Source organism: Halovulum sp. GXIMD14793 (assembly GCF_054457435.1).
This window is the reverse complement of record NZ_JBTLNE010000043.1, coordinates 15,867-32,623: the sequence shown is the minus strand read 5'-3', so window position 1 is coordinate 32,623 and position 16,757 is coordinate 15,867. Positions and strand designations below refer to the sequence as shown.

Sequence of the window (16,757 nt, the reverse complement as noted above, 5' to 3'; positions counted from 1 at the left end):
AACCCGCACATTCCCGCGCTGAACCGGTAAGTAGGGGCAGATCAGCGCGTAGTGGCTTTCTGTTATCTCATTCATAACATATAGTTAGAACATTTCAGCGATAGACAATAGTGTTAACAAGCCCTAATCTGACTTTGCTGTGAATCCTGTGTCCTGTTTGTACGCTCTTGCGGGTGGGGGGTAGGTCCCGTTAGGTTGTCGCCAAACGAAGGGGCGCTTGCATGGAAATCAAGACAATCGGTGTGATCGGCGCGGGCCAGATGGGCAACGGGATTGCGCATGTGATGGCGTTGGCGGGGTATGAGGTGAAGCTGCATGATGTCAGCGCCGAGGCGTTGGAGCAGGCGCTGGTGACCATTGGCAAGAACCTTGACCGGCAGGTGAAATCTGAACGGATCAGCCAGGCCTATGGGGATGCCGCGCTGGCACGGATCGCGACAACAGATGACATTGCTGAAATCGGCGCAACCGATCTGGTGGTCGAGGCCGCGACCGAGAACGAGGATATCAAGAACAAGATCTTCCAGTCGCTGGCCCCGCATCTGGGCGAGCGGACGATCCTGACCTCGAACACCTCCTCGATCTCCATCACCCGTCTGGCCAGCCGCACCGACCGGCCGGAACGCTTCATGGGCCTGCACTTCATGAACCCGGTGCCGGTGATGCAGCTGGTGGAACTGATCCGGGGCATTGCCACCTCGGAAGAAACCTACAAGACGCTGGAAGCGGTGGTGGAACGTCTGGGCAAAACCTCGGCCAGCGCCGAAGATTTCCCGGCCTTTATCGTCAACCGCATCCTGATGCCGATGATCAACGAGGCGATTTATACGCTTTACGAAGGGGTCGGCACCGTGACCTCAATCGACACCTCGCTGAAACTGGGGGCAAACCATCCGCTGGGGCCGCTGGAACTGGCGGATTTCATTGGGCTGGATACCTGCCTGGCGATTATGAACGTGCTGCATGACGGGCTGGCAGATACTAAGTACCGGCCATGTCCCCTGCTGGTGAAATATGTCGAGGCTGGATGGCTGGGTCGCAAGACGCAGCGTGGTTTCTATGACTATCGTGGCGAGACGCCAGTGCCAACACGCTGAGCTTTTGTCGTCAATTCGGAAACAAACTGTTCGCCGCGCAATTTCTGTTTCCACGAATAGGTGAGTTGTCTTGCTGTTTTCTTCCCTTAGGTAATTGCACGCGCATCATCGAAACATCGGTGAACAATGTGCCGCAATCACGCGTAATACGTTTGAGCAACACAGACAGGATGAACGCACCATGACACGCCCCGCTCTTTCAGCCGCCTTGCTGGCCGCAACTCTGGCCCCGGTAACCTTGCCTGCCGCCCCTTGGGTTGTAGACAAATCCCATGCCGCGATCACCTTTGAGGTTGAGCATTTTGGATATTCCAACGTGCCCGCACAGTTTCGCAGCTTTGAAGCCAAGATCGACTTTGACCCGGAAAACATCGAAGCAACCAAAGCCAGCATTTCCATTGACGCGACCAGCTTTGACTCCAACTTCGCCGCCCGCGACGAACATGTGATCGGGCCTGACTTTCTGGACACCGCAGCCCACCCGACGATCGAGTTTGTCTCAACCTCTGTCACCGCCACGGGTGACGACACAGCAAAAGTGACCGGCAACCTGACCCTGCGGGGCGTCACCAAGGAAGTGACCTTCGATGCCACTCTGAACAAACTCGCGCCAGGCCCGTTTCCGCCCAATGCGGATGTTGCAGGCTTTACCATCAACGGGTCGATTGACCGGACTGAGTTTGGTCTGGACACTTACGCACCGGCCATTGGGGTCGTTATTCCTGTGACAATCCATCTGGAAATGAGCCCGGAGTAATGGCGTTTCAGAACTCCGATACAGGCTGGGGGTGGCCCGCAAGGGTCATCCACTGGCTTATGGCGGTGCTGATGATCGGAATGGTGGCCGTTGGGTTTTATATGACCCGTCTGAGTGATCTGATCGCCCGATATGAACTGACCCAACAGCATAAAAGCATCGGCTTTACAATCTTCGTGCTGGCTGTGCTGCGGGTTGTCTGGCGTCTGGTAAACCGGAAGACGCCCGCGCTGCCCGACCATATGCCGCGCTGGCAGGTGGAGGCCTCGCACGCGTCGCATCTGGCGCTGTATATCCTGATGTTCGCGCTGCCGTTGACCGGGTGGTTGATGGCCAGTTCGTCGCCGCTGAATGACGAGGGGGCGTTTCCGTTCCGCATTCCTAACAAGGTATTCGGGCTGTTCGAAATGCCGGATCCGTTTACCACCGGCGACAGAGGGTTAAGCGAGTTGTTTCAGCAAGCGCATGAACTTTGTGCTTTTGCCCTGATCGCGGTGTTGCTGGTTCATGCCGGTGCGGCATTGAAGCATCACCTGTTCGCGCGTGACCGGGTTTTGGTGCGGATGATTACGGGACGGTAGAGCAACGGGCTGCGACGCTCTACTTTCCCTCGCCGAACTTGTCCTCGACCAGTGTGCGCAAAGCATTGGCCAGCGCCTCGGCCTGCGATCCGTCGGTGACAACGTCAATCGTCGTGCCATTGGCCGCTGCCAGCATCAAAAGCCCCATGATCGAATCGCCCGAGGCTGACATGCCGTCTCGGCTGACCGTCGCGGTGGCATCATGATCTTCCACCAGTTCGACAAACTTGGCCGAGGCCCGCGCATGCAGGCCTTTTTCATTGGTAATCGCAAGGGTCTGAGAAATGCTCATTCAGCGGGCATCGCGCGGATCTGCATGCCCAGATCATCGGCGCAGTTGATGTATTTGCGGCCCGCATTCAGGGCGCAATCCACGGCCTGATTGATCGGCAGATGCCGACCCTTGGCCAGTTTGATCAGCATCGGCAGATTGGCCCCGTAAATCACCTTGTGATCATGACAATCACAGGCGGCCATCGCCAGATTGGATGGGGTCCCGCCGAACATATCCGTGACGACAACCACACCGTTGCCGGTATCGACCGCCTCAACCGCGGCGTCGATTTCAGCCTGTTTTGATGCACGTGTGTCATCTGGTGCGATGGTGATCGCACGGGTGCCGTCCCTGCGGCCGACGACGTGTTCCATAGCGGCGAGGTATTCCTTCGCCAATCCGCCATGAGCCACGATTACAATACCAATCACGATGCCACCAAACCCTTTGAACCAGACGTTCCCCCCGCCCGCTCAATTTCACGGTGCCGAATAGACACCTGCCAGCCATCCTGTGCAAGCGATTCTGCCACAGATTCGGTAACACAAACTGAACGATGTTTTCCGCCGGTGCAGCCAAGTGCCAATGTGAAGTAAGACTTCCCCTCTGCCTTGTAGGCGGGCAATAGAAAGGCAAGCAAATCCAGAAGCTTGGCGTGGAACGCTGGGTAACTTGGGTCAGCCTCCACATAGGCGGCAACCGGGCGGTCGCGTCCGGTCATCGGGCGCAGGTCGGCCTGCCAGTGCGGGTTTCGCAGGAATCGGCAGTCGATCACCATATCCACCCCGCGCGGCGTGCCGCGTTTGTAGGAAAATGACTGAACCGACACCGTCAGGCCCGGCCCGGCCTCCTGCCCGAACCAGCGCGCCAATTCTGCGCGCAGTTCATGCGGTGACATTTCAGAGGTATCAATCAGCACATCGGCCTGATTGCGCAGCGTCGACAGCAAGGCCTGCTCGGCCTGGATGGCATCCTGAATGGTTTCGGTGGTTGATAACGGATGGCGGCGGCGGGTTTCCGAGAACCGGCGCAAAAGCACCTCGGTCGCGCAGTCGATATACACCAGCGAAACCGCAAGCCCCGGCATCTCGGCCAACGTGGCCAATTCGGCACGCAAGGTCTGTGCGTCGAAATCCCGGGTACGCGGGTCAATGCCGATGGCAATCGGCCTTGTGCTTTCATCCCCGGCGAACAGCCGTTTAAGGAAATGCAGCGGAAGGTTGTCGATGGCCTCGAACCCGATATCTTCCAATGCGTTGATCGCAGTTGAACGGCCAGCCCCTGCGGGACCGGTAATAATGGCCACCTCGCGGTGGCGTGTCTGCTCGCCAATACTCATGTGGCGCTCAATCGTCGGGGTCCATCAAACTGCCGTCCCGGCCAATCCAGGCGGCGACTACTGATGCTAAGTTCGGTATGTTCTGCCCCGCAATCAATGGCAATCGCAGCGAATTGATCACAGTGTTGCGCGTTGGTGGCAGGCGGTCTGTTGCTGCAAGGCTCATATTCACCACCAAAACCGGCCGCGCAGAGGTCATATAGGGCAGGCGCAACAGGCCGATCTGGCGCGCCTCGATCATCCCTTTGATGGCGTCAGGGGCGCTGATGCGCAGCGCATCGCCCTCGCCCTGAAGCAGCAGGCCGTCATCGGCGATCAAATCCGCACCCAGGGCGATCAGTTGCAGGGCCAGGGCAGATTTGCCGCTGCCGGAGGGCCCGGTGATCACCACCGCCCGGTCGCCAAAGGCCACGGCGGAGGCATGCAGGCGTGTCACACTCAGACCGGCAATTCGACGATGAACCGCGCCCCATCGGGCGAGGTCGTCTGCGAATCGGCCCCGTCAGGCCGGATGTTCTCGGCCCAGATGCGCCCGTTATGCGCATCCACGATCTGCTTGGAGATCGCCAGCCCAAGGCCGGAATTGTTGCCAAACTGCTGCGTCGGGCGTTCGGAATAAAACCGCTTGAAGACATCCTTGAGGTTGGCTTCCGGTATGCCCGGCCCCTCATCCTCGACCATGATGCGGACCAGCCGCGGGCTGGGTTGTTCGGTCGAGACCCTGATGGTGTCGCCGTCCTCGGCAAAGGAAATCGCGTTGGCGATCAGGTTGACGATCACCTGCGCCAACCGCCCCTCAAGCCCGGTCACCCAAAGCGGTTCATCGGGGAACTTGCAAATCAGGTTGGCCCCTTTGTCTTCGGCCTGGCCCTTATTGTACTCCACCAGGTCTGTCAGCTGCCGGTGCAGATCAAAGCGTTGGCGGGCGTCGCGCACCAGTTCCGAATCCAGACGCGACGCGTTGGAGATATCCGTCACCAGCCGGTCCAGCCGGTTCACATCCTGGCGGATCACCGACAGCAGCTTTGCCCGCGCCTCTTCATCCTTGGCATAGGGCATGGTGTCGACGGCCGAACGCAGGGATGTCAGCGGGTTCTTGATTTCATGCGCAACATCGGCGGCGAATTCCTCATTCGCCTCGATCCGGTCATAGAGCGCCGTTGTCAGGTTCAGCATTGCGCCCGACAGATAGCCGATTTCATCCGGACGCCCGGTCAGATCCGGCAGATCAACGCGCTTGGGGCTGATCTGGTGCCGGTTCTCTGCCCCGCCCTGTACTGCGGCCTCTGCCAGATAGCGCAGGGGGCGGACGATGGTGTTCGCCAGCACCAGCGACAAAAGGATCGAGGACAGGATTGCCAGCGCAAAGACCTGCAGGATCTGCTCTCGCTCTCCGCGAACGAAGGCGTCGATATCACCGGGCGGGGTCGACAGGGTGACACCCCCAACGATCTTGTTGGCCACCACGATCGGCACCCCGACCATCAGCACAAGCTGGCCATCCTCGTTTGTTGTTTTCTCGCTGATCAGACGACCGGTTTGCATGGCCCGCATCGCAACCGGGCCGGCCACGGCGGGACTGATCGGACGATAGTCATCGCTGGACCTGCTGCCCAACAGCCGGGCAGAGCGGTTCCAGATGTCATTCATGATTTCTGTCAGCGCACTTGGTTCCTGCTCCAGCGCCTGCGCCTCAAGCGAGGTGGTCTGTTCGGGGCCCGTACCGCCAAGATACTGCCCCTCGGTTCCATAAAGCCATATACGACTGGCTGTGCCCTGACCAAGACTTTCGGCCAACCGCCGCACATATGCCCTCGGCATGCCTTCAATCGACCGATCACCAATCTGATAGGAAATCGCGCGCGAGATCAGCCGCCCCTCCGTCAGCATGGACCGTTCGCGCAGGACGATAAGCCCGTCCTGAAACTGGTTCAGATACAGCACCCCGGCGATCAACACGCCAAGAGCAACCAGATTGAACGTGATGACCTTGCGCGCCAGCGGTGAGCGCCCGCCAAAGCGGGTTTGCCAATCCATCCGATCCGCACCTGCGCCATCTTCGGCCTTGCGGTATCCAGTCAGGATGACCCGCGGATTTGACCGTCCCGGGGTCGCCATATGGCTTAAGCCTCGTTGTAGCGGTATCCTATACCGTAAAGCGTCTCGATCGAGGAAAACTCCTTGTCATAGACCTTGAACTTCTTTCGGATGCGCTTGATGTGACTGTCAATGGTGCGGTCATCGACATAGACCTGATCATCATACGCCACATCCAGCAGTTGGTCGCGGCTCTTCACGAAACCAGGCCGCTGGGCCAGCGCCTGCAGGATCAGAAATTCTGTCACGGTCAGGGTGATCGACTGCCCCTTCCAGATAACCGAATGCCGCAGCGGGTCCATGGTCAGGGAGCCACGCGTCATGGTGTCGGTACTTTCTGCAGTCCCGCCACCATTTTCAGCTTCCTGCATGGCTTCGCGCCGGCGCAAGATGACGCGGATACGTTCGACCAGCAAACGTTGCGAGAACGGCTTGCGCACGTAATCATCGGCGCCCATGCGCAGTCCGATCAACTCGTCAATCTCTTCATCCTTGGAGGTAAGGAAGATCACCGGCATGTCAGATTTCTGACGAAGCTGGCGCAACAGCTCCATCCCGTCCATCCGCGGCATCTTGATATCAAAGATACCAAGGTCCGGCATGGACTTCTCAAAAGCAGTCAAAGCGGTTTGACCGTCATTGTAGGTTTTGACGGTGTAGCCTTCACCCTCCAAGACCATCGAGACCGACGTCAGGATGTTGCGATCATCATCAACTAGCGCAATCGTTGCCGACATATTTGCCTTCCCCGTTGTTTTTTACAGATGTTTCACCACTTCTGTCGGATTTACAACACCTGCTTGCCATCAAAGTTCAATATTAAAGTCTATTCTTGTCATGCGACCAATTGGCCTAACAGCGCGTTAACCAAGCAAATCAGGTGGCAGCCTTCGCCCAGCATGGTAATGAAACTGACATAGAGTTGCGCTTGGGGATTCGACGGCTGGCCCATCCGGTTTTGCCAAAATAGCCCCGGGATAAAGTGCAACAGACCACAGGGAGAAGGCGCGTTAAGCGTCTTGCGTAGCAACAGGAGCGCGCAATCACCATGGCTCAGACACGCGTCAATCCAGCCACATTGCTTGAAAAAACCGGCATCCCGAATGTTGGAAACGTTCACTATAATCTGGAAGAGACGGGGCTTGTGACCGCCGCGTTAAAGCGGGGCGAGGGCGCGCTGGGGCAGGGCGGCACCATGCTGGTTGCAACCGGCACCCACACCGGACGGTCGCCAAAAGACAAATTCGTTGTGCGCGACCCTTCGGTAGAAGACAGCATCTGGTGGGAAAACAACGCGCCGATGACACCTGATGCGTTCGAACAGTTGCGCAAGGATATGGTCGCCCATGTCGAAGGCGGAGAGTTGTTCGTGCAGGATTTGTTCGGCGGGGCCGATCCGGATTACCGGCTGAATGTGCGGGTGATCACTGAACTGGCCTGGCATAACCTCTTTATCCGGCACCTGCTGCGCCGCCCGGATGCCTCGGAACTGGCAAGCTTTGATCCTGAGTTCACCATCCTGAACTGCCCCAGCTTCAAGGCGGATCCGGCCCGCCATGGCTGCCGCACCGACACCGTCATAGCGATTTCGTTTGAGCGCAAGATGGTGCTGATCGGCGGCACGGCCTATGCGGGTGAAAACAAGAAATCCGTTTTCTCGATCCTGAACTACCTGCTGCCGGGCCGCGATGTAATGGCGATGCACTGCTCCGCCAACCACGCCACGGACGACACGGATGATGTGGCGATTTTCTTCGGCCTGTCGGGTACGGGGAAAACCACCCTGTCAGCCGATCCGTCGCGCGTGCTGATCGGCGATGACGAGCATGGCTGGTCCGACAGCGGCGTCTTCAACTTCGAAGGCGGCTGCTATGCCAAAACCATCGACCTTAGCCCAACGGCTGAGCCTGAGATTTACGCCACTACCCAGAAATTCGCGACTGTGATCGAAAACATGGTGTTCGATCCGGTTACGAAAGAGATTGATTTCTCGGATGACAGCCTGACCGCGAACACCCGCTGCGCCTATCCGTTGCACTATATCTCGAACGCCTCTGACACCTCGCAAGCCGGGATACCGCGCAATGTGATCATGCTGACCTGCGATGCCTTTGGGGTGCTGCCGCCGATTGCCCGGCTGACCCCGGCGCAGGCCTCCTATCACTTCCTGTCCGGCTTTACCTCTAAGGTCGCCGGGACGGAGGAGGGCGTGACCAAGCCGCAGCCGACCTTTTCCACCTGCTTCGGCGCGCCCTTCATGCCGCGACGGCCCGAGGTTTACGGCACACTTCTGCGCGACAAGATCGCCGAAAGCGGCGCGACCTGCTGGCTGGTGAATACCGGCTGGACCGGCGGGGCCTATGGCACCGGAAACCGTATGCCGATCAAGGCAACCCGCGCCCTGCTGACCGCCGCTTTGGACGGGTCGCTGAAAAACGCAGCATTCCGCACCGACCCGAATTTCGGCTTTGAGGTCCCAACCTCACTGGCCGGGGTCGAGGACAGCCTGCTGGACCCGCGCAGCACATGGGCCGACCCGCAGGCCTATGACGCACAGGCCCAAAAGCTGGTGAAAATGTTCGTTGAGAATTTCGCCCAGTACGAAACCTATGTCAGTCAGGATGTCATGGACGAGGCGCTGCGCGCCGCCAGCTGAACTTGACAGCCAGCGGCGGGGTCGGTGATGTAGGCCGCCGATCCGATTGCAGGAATTCCCATGTCCTATGCTGTGGCCACCGGCCATGAGTTGACCACAAAAACGGCCGAGGCCGTTCTGGCCGATGGCGGCAGCGCAGTCGACGCTTGCATCGCCGCCGCCTTTACCGCCTTTGTCGTCGAACCGGTGCTGGCCGGGCCGCTGGGCGGCGGGTTCCTGATGCTGGCCCCCACCTCTGGCAAGGTGCGGGTGCTCGATGCTTTTGTCGATACGCCGCACCGCAAAGCCCCCGAAAATGACCTTGATCTGGAAACCATCACCGTAGATTTCGGCGCAGCAACGCAGGCGTTCCACATCGGTGCAGGCACAATCGCTGCCCCTTGTCTGATCCCTGCGCTGTTTCAGGCCCATCAGATGGCGGGCCGGATGTCGATGCGCGATCTGGTATCCGATGCCGTCAACCATGCCCGCAATGGCCATATCGTCAGCGGTTTTCAGGCCCATGTCGCAGAGCTGGTCGCCCCGATCCTTGGTGCTGATCCAGGGCTCCGCGCTCTGGCGTTTGACGGGGATAAACCGCTGGGCACCGGCAAGCTCCTGCATAATCGCGACCTCGCCGATGTGATCGAGGTGATCGCCGCCGAAGGCCCGCGTTTCGTGACCGAGGGCGAGGTTGCGCAGGCCCTGCTGTCCTTGCCCAGCAGCCACCTGAACACCGAGGACCTGCGCCGCGCACATCCGGTAATGCGCGATGCCCTGACCATGGAACGCTTTGGTGCAAAACTGCATCTGAATCCGGCTCCCAGCCTTGGCGGTGTGCAGATAGCGCTGGCTTTGGAATGCCTGCCACATGCGCCCTCAGCACCACTGATCGCAGAAGCGTTCCGTCAGATTGCCACGATCCGCCACGCCACCGACCTGAACCATCATGCCGAGGCTGCGCATGGCCTGATGCTGGCCCCGGATCGGGTCAAACACCTGACCGCGCTGCTGGCGGCACATAAGCCTGCAACACGGGGGACCACCCATATCTCCGTCATGGATCGTGACGGCATCGGCGCAGCGATGACCCTTTCCAACGGGGAAGGCTGCGGGCGGCTGTTGCCCGGCACCGGCATTCACCCCAACAACATGCTGGGTGAAGAGGACCTGTCGCCGGACGGCCCGCTTGGCTGGCGCACGGGATGTCGTCTGGCCTCCATGATGTGCCCGATGGCGATGCGGCATGGTGACGGTCAGTTGACGATGCTGGGCTCTGGCGGGTCGAACCGTATCCGCTCTGCCCTGACGCAGACCGCCTTGCATCTGATTGACGGTGGCCAAACCCTGCAGGCAGCGATCGACGCCCCACGCCTGCATGTCGAAGACACCGCGTTGAGTTTCGAGGATACCGGCGGCGAGGCCTATCGAGAGCCGCTATTGCAAGGCTGGCCCGAAGCCAGCGTTTTCCCTGCGCCGCACATGTTCTTTGGCGGTGTCCACGCTGTGACCGGGCGGCCGGGCCGCGGTTGCGATGCGGCAGGCGACCCGCGCCGATCCGGTGCCGCCGTGGCTACATAAGCCCCCGGCGCAGCAGGTTCAGCCCGGCAAAGACCAGCACGATCAGCGTCAGCTTGCGAAACCGTTCTTGATCCATGCGATCCTGCACCACGCGCCCCGCGATCAGCCCCGCCATGGCCGGCAGCACCAGCCAGGCCGACAACTGCGCGGATGTCGCGTTGAACACGCCCGAGACGATATGCGCCCCGATCAGGATCACCGATCCGGCCAGAAACGAGATCCCCTGCGCACGCACCATCTCGGCCTTGGGCGTCTGCCGTGCCAGCAGATAAAGCGTGATCGGCGGCCCCCAAACGCCAGAAAGTCCGCCGAAAAAGCCCGCGATCCAACCGGTCAACCATTCGGCGAGGTTCTTGCGCGCCTCTTCAAAATGCGGACGCCAGCCAACCAATTGCAGAATGCCCGAAACGGTCACCATGCCGCCAAGGATCAAAAACAGGCTGCGGTCGGACAGCAAGGTCACAAGTTGTGCGCAAAGCGCAATCATGATTAGCAGAATGACATTCAGCCGCCAGTACTTCCTTAACGTGTCCCAGGCTGCTTGCGGACCTTCGCGAAAGGCTTGCGCGATATTGGTGATCAGCGCGGGCAGGATCAGTCCGGCGATTGCCAGCTCTGCTGAAACCAGTGAGCCGACGCCGGATATCATGATCATCGGCAATGCAAAGCCGACTGCACCTTTGACAAATCCACCAAATGCGGTGACGGCAAACACCCCCACCAGCGCCCATAGCCCGTAATCTGCCAGAATGCTGCTCATTCCGTCTGTCTGACAGTGGTGGATTGGAATTACAATTGTAATAAGATGTCTCGAATAGCTATTCGCGTGTACTATTATTGCGCAACAATTGACGCACCTTTCTCTCTGGCTTAGTGTCTCTCGCAGGCGCAACAAATGATTCCGCGCCGCAACAAGGACTGTTTCCATGCCCGATGCCAGCACCGCCCCCACCGACCAGCCCCTTGCCCTTTGCCAGGCCGCCCTGCCTGCCGCAGAGGCTTATCTTAATGCCGCCCGCGTCGCACTGAAGGCACGCCTAACCGATGGGGCGAAAGGGCTGGATAGGGAGCAATCCGCAGGCCACGCCCTGTCCTGGATCGCCACCTATGTCGAAAGCCTGCGACAGCTTGCCAACTGGGCAGCGCGCCTTGAGGCCGAGGGGCGCTTGGGCGACACCGAAAGCCTGATCCTGCAGATCGGCTTTGGCGAATATCTGGCCCAGCTCTCTGGCGGCATCCCGATGTCGCAGGGGGAAATCGCGCGCCCCGCTGATCTGGGCCTTGATCCTGCAATTCTGATCACTGAGCCGGTGCAGGAGCTGATCCGCATGGGCAACACCGATGCCAACCGCAAACAGCTGGTGGGCGGCATGGTGCAGGCCATGGGCAATGCCACCTTTGGCGAAACCGGGCTTGATGAAGACAACGCGATGATTCGCGATCAGTTCCGGCGTTTTGCACAGGACCGGATCGTACCGCACGCCCATGACTGGCATCTGAAGGACCATCTGATCCCCATGGCGGTGATTGAGGAAATGGCCGAATTGGGCGTGTTCGGCCTGACCATCCCCGAAGAGCGCGGCGGCCTTGGCATGGGCAAGACCGCGATGTGCGTAGTGTCCGAGGAGCTCAGCCGCGGCTATATCGGCGTCGGCTCTCTCGGGACCCGGACGGAAATCGCGGCAGAGCTGATCCTGGGCGGCGGAACCGAAGCACAAAAGGCCGAGTGGCTGCCGAAACTGGCCAGCGGCGAGGTGCTTCCAACGGCTGTGTTTACAGAGCCGAACACCGGGTCCGACCTTGCAGCACTCAAGACGCGCGCGACGCGTCGCGATGACGGCTGGCAGATCACCGGCAACAAAACCTGGATCACGCATGGGGGCCGCACCGATCCAGACAGCACTGACCACCGGGGCCTGTCGATGTTCCTGGCCCCGAAAACGCGCGGTGACGACGCCACCCCCTTCCCGGATACGACCATCGCAGGCGGCGAGATTGAGGTGCTGGGCTATCGCGGGATGAAGGAATATACGCTTGCATTGGATGATCACCCGGTGGCGGAAAACGCACTTTTGGGCGGCGTCGAGGGTCAGGGCTTCAAGCAACTGATGCAGACCTTCGAAAGCGCGCGCATCCAGACGGCAGCGCGCGCCATTGGCGTTGCGCAATGCGCGCTGGAACTGGCGATGCAATATGCGCTGGACCGGCAGGCCTTTGGTCAGCCGATCATCCATTTCCCTCGCGTCTATTCCAAACTGGCAATGATGGCCGTGGAAATCATGATCGCCCGGCAACTGACCTATTTTTCCGCCCGCGAAAAAGATGCGGATCGTCGATGCGACCTTGAGGCAGGGATGGCCAAGCTTCTGGCCGCTCGAGTCGCCTGGGCCGCCGCCGATAATGCACTGCAAATCCATGGCGGCAACGGCTTTGCTCTGGAATACCCCGTCAGCCGGGTGCTCTGCGATGCGCGCATCCTGAATATCTTTGAAGGGGCCGCAGAGATACAGGCGCAGGTCATCGCCCGGCGGCTGCTGGATAGCGGAAGATAAGGGCCGGTTCCCCTGACGCTGCGCTTGCCATAGACTGGCGGCAACAAGGAAGGTGACCCATGATCCGCAAAACTCTGCTGGCGGGCCTGATGCTCAGCGCCTGCACACCCTATTCCGAAACAGTCGGCGGCGCGGCGCCGGTGGGGACGGTCTGGATTTTGGAGAAAATCAACGATCGCGCCTTCCCGGCCCGGGCAACCCTTCAGTTCCAGAGCAATGGACAGGTCACCGGCACCGCGCCATGTAACAGCTTCTCCGCCCGCCAGACGGCCCCTCTGCCTTGGTTTGAAGTTGAGAGTATCAGCGTGACACGGGCAGCCTGTGATCAACTCGCTGCAGAAAGTGAGTTCCTGCGCCTGTTGGCAGCAATGGATTTTGCCGAGATTGGCGGGACCCGCATGCTGCTGTCAAATTCTGCCGGAAACACACTGCTTTTCAGTTCCGAGCGCCCCAACAGCTGAGCCATGGTGGGTTTCACCCACCCTACAGATGCGGGTGCCGGGTAGGGGGGGTGGAACCCACCAATCCCCTCAGAAGCGGGCAAATACGCGTTCCAGCCGATCCCGCGCTGGCGGCAGGTTTTCGCGCTTCAACGCAGGATACAGGCGGTGCCGCAGGAAAAAACCGGTAAGGGCAAGACCATCACCAAGATCTGCGGCCGTGATCTGCTGATCATCCTGCGGACACAGGAATGGTGGGAGCCGCAGCAAACGGTCCTGCCACTCGGCCCCGGCCTCTGCGCTAACAGCGCGCCCCGATTTGGGGGAGACATATGTCAGGTCATCACAGGTCCCGGACACCGCGCAAGCCGTCAGATCAAGACCAAATCCCAACACCTCCAACAGCGCCAGTTCCCAGCCAATATAATGCGCTGGCCAGTCCGCCCCGGTTTCAAGCCGGTCAAGAAAACTGACGGTTTGGGCATAGAAATGTCGATGCGCCTCGCGTTCAGGCAGGGAAAATGCGGCCATTGCTGTTACAGCGCCAAGCGCTGCCAGCTTTTCCCGATCCGCCATCAGGCTTGCGCGGGATTTCGATGGTTCGACGGCAAATGCCCCCAGATGAGTTTCCAGCCGCGCTTGCCAGGTCACTGAAAGCTGCGCGCCCGGTTGCAAAACCGGGGCCAGCTTGCGCCCCGCCCCGCCACGCACCAGACCGGCATGCCGACCATGATCTGCCGTAAACACCTCGATAATCGCAGAGGTTTCGCCATGCTTGCGCACCGCCAGCAACACACCCTCGTCGCGCCAGTCCATCAGGTCAGGCCCGGCTGATCCAGCAGGGTCCGGCCCTGTCGGTCCTCGACCTCGATCAACCACAGATCCGGATCGAAACCACGCTGGCGGCTCAGCGCCGCATCGACATCTTGTTCTGTCCCGTCGGTCAACACGACCCAGATACGCGCACCTTCACTGTCAAAGCTGCGCTGCCAGGCGGTTGCCCGACCATCCAGTGTATTAGACTTGATAATGATTGCCCCGGCCGTCGCATCGCCGCGTGCCACAACAAATGCCGGTATCTCCGCCAGCCGCAGACGCGCGATATAGACTTGCACCCAAAATTCTGCTGTCAGCCGAGCCATTGCATCTTGTCACCGGGCACAGGCATTCGGTCAAGGCACTTGCGCGCCTTGACCACTTTTTTGATTTCATACTCAGATAAGCGGTCCGCCTGTAGGATTCTCTGGAATCTGCGGATCATCGTCGCCATCATCATCGCCGCGACAGATCCACTGACCGGCCTGATTGTAGAAGCCTTCTTCGCACTCACCGGGCGGCGGGCAAACATACTGGCCGGTTCCCGTATTGTACTGCGGATCGCGGCAGGTTTCGTTCCGATCACATGGATTTCGGCCCTCTTGCCCAGGCTGGTTGGCCGTGGTGGGAACTGGGTAGTCCTGTCCGTCGCTGCCCACACAGGCAACAACATTGCCGACCTTGTCATAAACCGGCGAGATAACAGGCCGTTGTGGTGGCTCTGGCTGAGAACAGGCAGCGATGGCTGTGATCGCAGCAATACCCGCGAGATTAAAGAGTTTCGGTGACATTGGGGTCTCCTTTTTAGTGTCACTATCATTGAACTGTCGAACGGGACCGGCAACCGGTTCAGAATCTTGCCTAACTCTTTTTGGGACTGATGTCGCGAAACTGTCCAGATGGCACGGCTAGCATGACCCGGCGACCGGCACAGTGCAATAGCGCACACCGTACCGCAGGGGCCCGGTCCGATAAGGAGCGATAGTCGAAACGGTCCGGCGCCTCAGTCGCCGTCGCGAAACTCCAAACCCATTTCAGAGTATCGCTCCGCCTCATCAAGCCACTTTTCGCGCACCTTCACCTGCAGGAACAGGTGCGCTTTGCGGCCAAGGAACTCGCTCAACTCCTCCCGCGCTGCCATCGAAATCGCCTTGATCGTCTCGCCCTTCGGACCCAGTGCAATGCCCTTATGGCCCGAACGCGCGACATAGATCACCTGATCAATGCGAACCGAGCCATCCTTGCGCTCTTCCCAGTTCTCGGTCTCGACCGTCAGCTGGTAGGGCAGTTCCTGATGCAGGCGCAGGGTCAGCTTCTCGCGCGTGATCTCGGCGGCGATCATGCGCATGGGCAGGTCGGCAATCTGGTCTTCGGGGTAAAGCCACGGGCCTTCGGGCATACGCTCGCCCAGCCAGGTCTTCAGGTCAGCCACGCCATCGCCTTTTTCGGCAGAGATCATGAAGGTCGCTTCGAACGGAAACGCCTCGTTCATCTTTGATGTCAGCGCCAGCAGCTTGTCGCGCTCCATCCGGTCGATCTTGTTGATGGCCAGAGCAACCTTTGTGCGGCCGTTGCGTTCGTGTAAAACGCCCAGGATATCCTCTACCCCCGGTGTCAGGCCGCGATGCGCCTCGATCAACAGGACAACGAGGTCTGCATCTTCGGTTCCGGCCCAGGCCGCGGTGACCATGGCGCGATCCAAACGCCGCCGGGGACGGAACAGGCCCGGCGTATCGACAAAGACGATCTGCGCCTCACCCTCCAGCGCCACGCCGCGAATGCGGGTGCGGGTGGTCTGAACCTTATGCGTCACGATCGAGACCTTGGCCCCGACCATCCGGTTGGTCAGGGTCGATTTACCTGCATTGGGTTCACCAATCAGGGCAACGAAACCGGCGCGGGTCATGATGCCTCCAGCCCTTCCAACAATGCTTCGGCGGCCAGTTGTTGGGCAGCACGTTTGGATGCAGCGCGCGCGCGCTGGCTTTCGCCGCTGCCAACCTCGACCTCGATCTCGAATTCCGGGGCATGATCCGGGCCAGAACGATCCACCTGCCGGTAGGTTGGTGGCGGAAACCCACGGGCCTGTGCCCATTCCTGCAACGCAGTCTTGGCATCGCGGGCCTGTTCCTCGGCCTCGGCGATCCGGTCGCCCCAAAGCCGCAGGATCATGTCGCGTGCCACGTCATAGCCTGCATCCAGATACACCGCAGCGATCACCGCCTCCATTGCATCGCCTAAAAGGGCTGTCTTGCGCCGCCCGCCCGAGGCTTGCTCGGACCGGCCCATCATCAGCGCCGGGCCAAGGTCGATTTCCCGTGCGACATCGGCACAGGTTTCCTTGCGCACAAGGGCATTGAGACGCGGGGCCAACTGCCCCTCTGCGGCCTGCCTGTCATCATTCAGAAGCGCCTCGGCAATGGCAAGCCCAAGCACGCGGTCGCCCAGAAACTCAAACCGCTGATTATCCCGCGCCGGTGCATTGGGCAGCGAAGCATGGGTCAGCGCCTCGACCAGCAGGTGTTTTTGGGCAAAGTCGTGCTGCAGCCGGGTTTCGAACTTGGCCTGTGCCGGGTTCAGCTTCATGC

General features: G+C 60.0%; 19 protein-coding genes. 7 read left to right on the top strand and 12 right to left on the bottom strand.

Annotation, left to right across the window (positions count from 1 at the left end; translation table 11 throughout):
• Positions 1–221: 221 nt before the first annotated feature.
• From ACW9UQ_RS13030 to ACW9UQ_RS13020, 3 genes are all read left to right on the top strand, one after another.
• Positions 222–1,097 carry a 3-hydroxybutyryl-CoA dehydrogenase gene (locus ACW9UQ_RS13030; RefSeq protein WP_458931451.1) on the top strand — a complete coding sequence of 292 codons (876 nt, stop codon included), beginning with the start codon at positions 222–224 and terminating at the stop codon, positions 1,095–1,097.
• A gap of 181 nt (positions 1,098–1,278) precedes the next feature.
• On the top strand, positions 1,279–1,854 hold the full coding sequence (locus tag ACW9UQ_RS13025; protein WP_458931450.1) for a YceI family protein: 576 nt from the start codon (positions 1,279–1,281) through the stop codon (positions 1,852–1,854).
• The gene (locus ACW9UQ_RS13020) at positions 1,854–2,435 is read left to right on the top strand and encodes a cytochrome b (RefSeq protein WP_458931449.1); all 582 of its coding nucleotides are present in this window, start codon (positions 1,854–1,856) and stop codon (positions 2,433–2,435) included. Before ACW9UQ_RS13025 ends, ACW9UQ_RS13020 begins: the two co-directional genes overlap by 1 nt.
• A 19-nt stretch (positions 2,436–2,454) precedes the next feature.
• Here the strand turns inward: ACW9UQ_RS13020 and ACW9UQ_RS13015 are convergent, their stop codons facing one another.
• The 6 genes from ACW9UQ_RS13015 to ACW9UQ_RS12990 are packed head-to-tail and all read right to left on the bottom strand — an operon-like array spanning position 2,455 to position 6,882.
• Positions 2,455–2,727 carry an HPr family phosphocarrier protein gene (locus tag ACW9UQ_RS13015; RefSeq protein WP_458931448.1) on the bottom strand — a complete coding sequence of 91 codons (273 nt, stop codon included), beginning with the start codon at positions 2,725–2,727 and terminating at the stop codon, positions 2,455–2,457.
• Positions 2,724–3,140: a PTS sugar transporter subunit IIA gene (locus ACW9UQ_RS13010; protein WP_458931447.1), complete on the bottom strand. Its 417-nt coding sequence runs from the start codon at positions 3,138–3,140 to the stop codon at positions 2,724–2,726. The genes ACW9UQ_RS13015 and ACW9UQ_RS13010 overlap by 4 nt, the downstream gene beginning before the upstream one ends.
• Entirely contained in the window at positions 3,137–4,048 is a 912-nt protein-coding gene (gene rapZ / locus ACW9UQ_RS13005; protein WP_458931446.1) for an RNase adapter RapZ, read from the bottom strand. The genes ACW9UQ_RS13010 and rapZ overlap by 4 nt, the downstream gene beginning before the upstream one ends.
• A gap of 7 nt (positions 4,049–4,055) precedes the next feature.
• Entirely contained in the window at positions 4,056–4,484 is a 429-nt protein-coding gene (locus ACW9UQ_RS13000) for an HPr kinase/phosphorylase (RefSeq protein WP_458931445.1), read from the bottom strand.
• A gap of 2 nt (positions 4,485–4,486) precedes the next feature.
• Positions 4,487–6,166: an ATP-binding protein gene (locus tag ACW9UQ_RS12995; RefSeq protein WP_458931444.1), complete on the bottom strand. Its 1,680-nt coding sequence runs from the start codon at positions 6,164–6,166 to the stop codon at positions 4,487–4,489.
• Positions 6,167–6,171: 5 nt separating this feature from the next.
• Positions 6,172–6,882, bottom strand: coding sequence for a response regulator transcription factor (locus ACW9UQ_RS12990; RefSeq protein ID WP_458931443.1), 711 nt, complete (start codon positions 6,880–6,882; stop codon positions 6,172–6,174).
• 311 nt (positions 6,883–7,193) lie between these two features.
• Here ACW9UQ_RS12990 and ACW9UQ_RS12985 point away from each other — a divergent pair, with 311 nt between their 5' ends.
• Both ACW9UQ_RS12985 and ACW9UQ_RS12980 read left to right on the top strand, forming a co-directional pair.
• Complete coding sequence (locus tag ACW9UQ_RS12985; RefSeq protein WP_458931442.1) at positions 7,194–8,801, top strand: phosphoenolpyruvate carboxykinase; 1,608 nt, start codon at positions 7,194–7,196, stop codon at positions 8,799–8,801.
• Between the two features lie 60 nt (positions 8,802–8,861).
• A complete protein-coding gene (locus tag ACW9UQ_RS12980; protein WP_458931441.1) occupies positions 8,862–10,361 on the top strand; it encodes a gamma-glutamyltransferase in 1,500 nt (499 codons plus the stop codon).
• On the opposite strand, the gene ACW9UQ_RS12975 is transcribed toward ACW9UQ_RS12980, so the two are convergent.
• Complete coding sequence (locus ACW9UQ_RS12975; RefSeq protein WP_458931440.1) at positions 10,354–11,121, bottom strand: sulfite exporter TauE/SafE family protein; 768 nt, start codon at positions 11,119–11,121, stop codon at positions 10,354–10,356. The two genes, ACW9UQ_RS12980 and ACW9UQ_RS12975, sit on opposite strands and share 8 nt — an antisense overlap.
• Positions 11,122–11,287: 166 nt before the next feature.
• Here ACW9UQ_RS12975 and ACW9UQ_RS12970 point away from each other — a divergent pair, with 166 nt between their 5' ends.
• On the top strand, positions 11,288–12,913 hold the full coding sequence (locus ACW9UQ_RS12970; protein WP_458931439.1) for an acyl-CoA dehydrogenase family protein: 1,626 nt from the start codon (positions 11,288–11,290) through the stop codon (positions 12,911–12,913).
• 59 nt (positions 12,914–12,972) lie between these two features.
• Positions 12,973–13,374, top strand: a complete 402-nt coding sequence (locus ACW9UQ_RS12965; RefSeq protein ID WP_458931438.1) for an META domain-containing protein — start codon at positions 12,973–12,975, stop codon at positions 13,372–13,374.
• 69 nt (positions 13,375–13,443) lie between these two features.
• Here ACW9UQ_RS12965 and recO read toward each other — a convergent pair whose 3' ends face one another.
• From recO to rnc, 5 genes are all read right to left on the bottom strand, one after another.
• On the bottom strand, positions 13,444–14,172 hold the full coding sequence (recO, locus tag ACW9UQ_RS12960) for a DNA repair protein RecO (RefSeq protein ID WP_458931455.1): 729 nt from the start codon (positions 14,170–14,172) through the stop codon (positions 13,444–13,446).
• A complete protein-coding gene (locus ACW9UQ_RS12955; protein ID WP_458931437.1) occupies positions 14,169–14,495 on the bottom strand; it encodes a DUF1491 family protein in 327 nt (108 codons plus the stop codon). Before ACW9UQ_RS12955 ends, recO begins: the two co-directional genes overlap by 4 nt.
• A gap of 72 nt (positions 14,496–14,567) precedes the next feature.
• A complete protein-coding gene (locus tag ACW9UQ_RS12950) occupies positions 14,568–14,960 on the bottom strand; it encodes a hypothetical protein (protein WP_458931436.1) in 393 nt (130 codons plus the stop codon).
• 212 nt (positions 14,961–15,172) lie between these two features.
• On the bottom strand, positions 15,173–16,078 hold the full coding sequence (era, locus tag ACW9UQ_RS12945; protein ID WP_458931454.1) for a GTPase Era: 906 nt from the start codon (positions 16,076–16,078) through the stop codon (positions 15,173–15,175).
• Complete coding sequence (gene rnc, locus ACW9UQ_RS12940; RefSeq protein ID WP_458931435.1) at positions 16,072–16,755, bottom strand: ribonuclease III; 684 nt, start codon at positions 16,753–16,755, stop codon at positions 16,072–16,074. Before rnc ends, era begins: the two co-directional genes overlap by 7 nt.
• Between the last annotated feature and the right edge of the window lie 2 nt (positions 16,756–16,757).

Coding starts and splice junctions, on each gene's coding strand:
- ACW9UQ_RS13020 (WP_458931449.1), top strand. CDS start 1,854: ATGGCGTTTCAGAACTCCGATACAGGCTGGGGGTGGCCCGCAAGGGTC.
- ACW9UQ_RS12950 (WP_458931436.1), bottom strand. CDS start 14,960: ATGTCACCGAAACTCTTTAATCTCGCGGGTATTGCTGCGATCACAGCC.
- ACW9UQ_RS12975 (WP_458931440.1), bottom strand. CDS start 11,121: ATGAGCAGCATTCTGGCAGATTACGGGCTATGGGCGCTGGTGGGGGTG.
- ACW9UQ_RS12955 (WP_458931437.1), bottom strand. CDS start 14,495: ATGGCTCGGCTGACAGCAGAATTTTGGGTGCAAGTCTATATCGCGCGT.
- ACW9UQ_RS12985 (WP_458931442.1), top strand. CDS start 7,194: ATGGCTCAGACACGCGTCAATCCAGCCACATTGCTTGAAAAAACCGGC.
- ACW9UQ_RS12965 (WP_458931438.1), top strand. CDS start 12,973: ATGATCCGCAAAACTCTGCTGGCGGGCCTGATGCTCAGCGCCTGCACA.
- ACW9UQ_RS12980 (WP_458931441.1), top strand. CDS start 8,862: ATGTCCTATGCTGTGGCCACCGGCCATGAGTTGACCACAAAAACGGCC.
- ACW9UQ_RS12990 (WP_458931443.1), bottom strand. CDS start 6,882: ATGTCGGCAACGATTGCGCTAGTTGATGATGATCGCAACATCCTGACG.
- ACW9UQ_RS13025 (WP_458931450.1), top strand. CDS start 1,279: ATGACACGCCCCGCTCTTTCAGCCGCCTTGCTGGCCGCAACTCTGGCC.
- ACW9UQ_RS13015 (WP_458931448.1), bottom strand. CDS start 2,727: ATGAGCATTTCTCAGACCCTTGCGATTACCAATGAAAAAGGCCTGCAT.
- ACW9UQ_RS13030 (WP_458931451.1), top strand. CDS start 222: ATGGAAATCAAGACAATCGGTGTGATCGGCGCGGGCCAGATGGGCAAC.
- ACW9UQ_RS12995 (WP_458931444.1), bottom strand. CDS start 6,166: ATGGCGACCCCGGGACGGTCAAATCCGCGGGTCATCCTGACTGGATAC.
- rapZ (WP_458931446.1), bottom strand. CDS start 4,048: ATGAGTATTGGCGAGCAGACACGCCACCGCGAGGTGGCCATTATTACC.
- ACW9UQ_RS12970 (WP_458931439.1), top strand. CDS start 11,288: ATGCCCGATGCCAGCACCGCCCCCACCGACCAGCCCCTTGCCCTTTGC.
- rnc (WP_458931435.1), bottom strand. CDS start 16,755: ATGAAGCTGAACCCGGCACAGGCCAAGTTCGAAACCCGGCTGCAGCAC.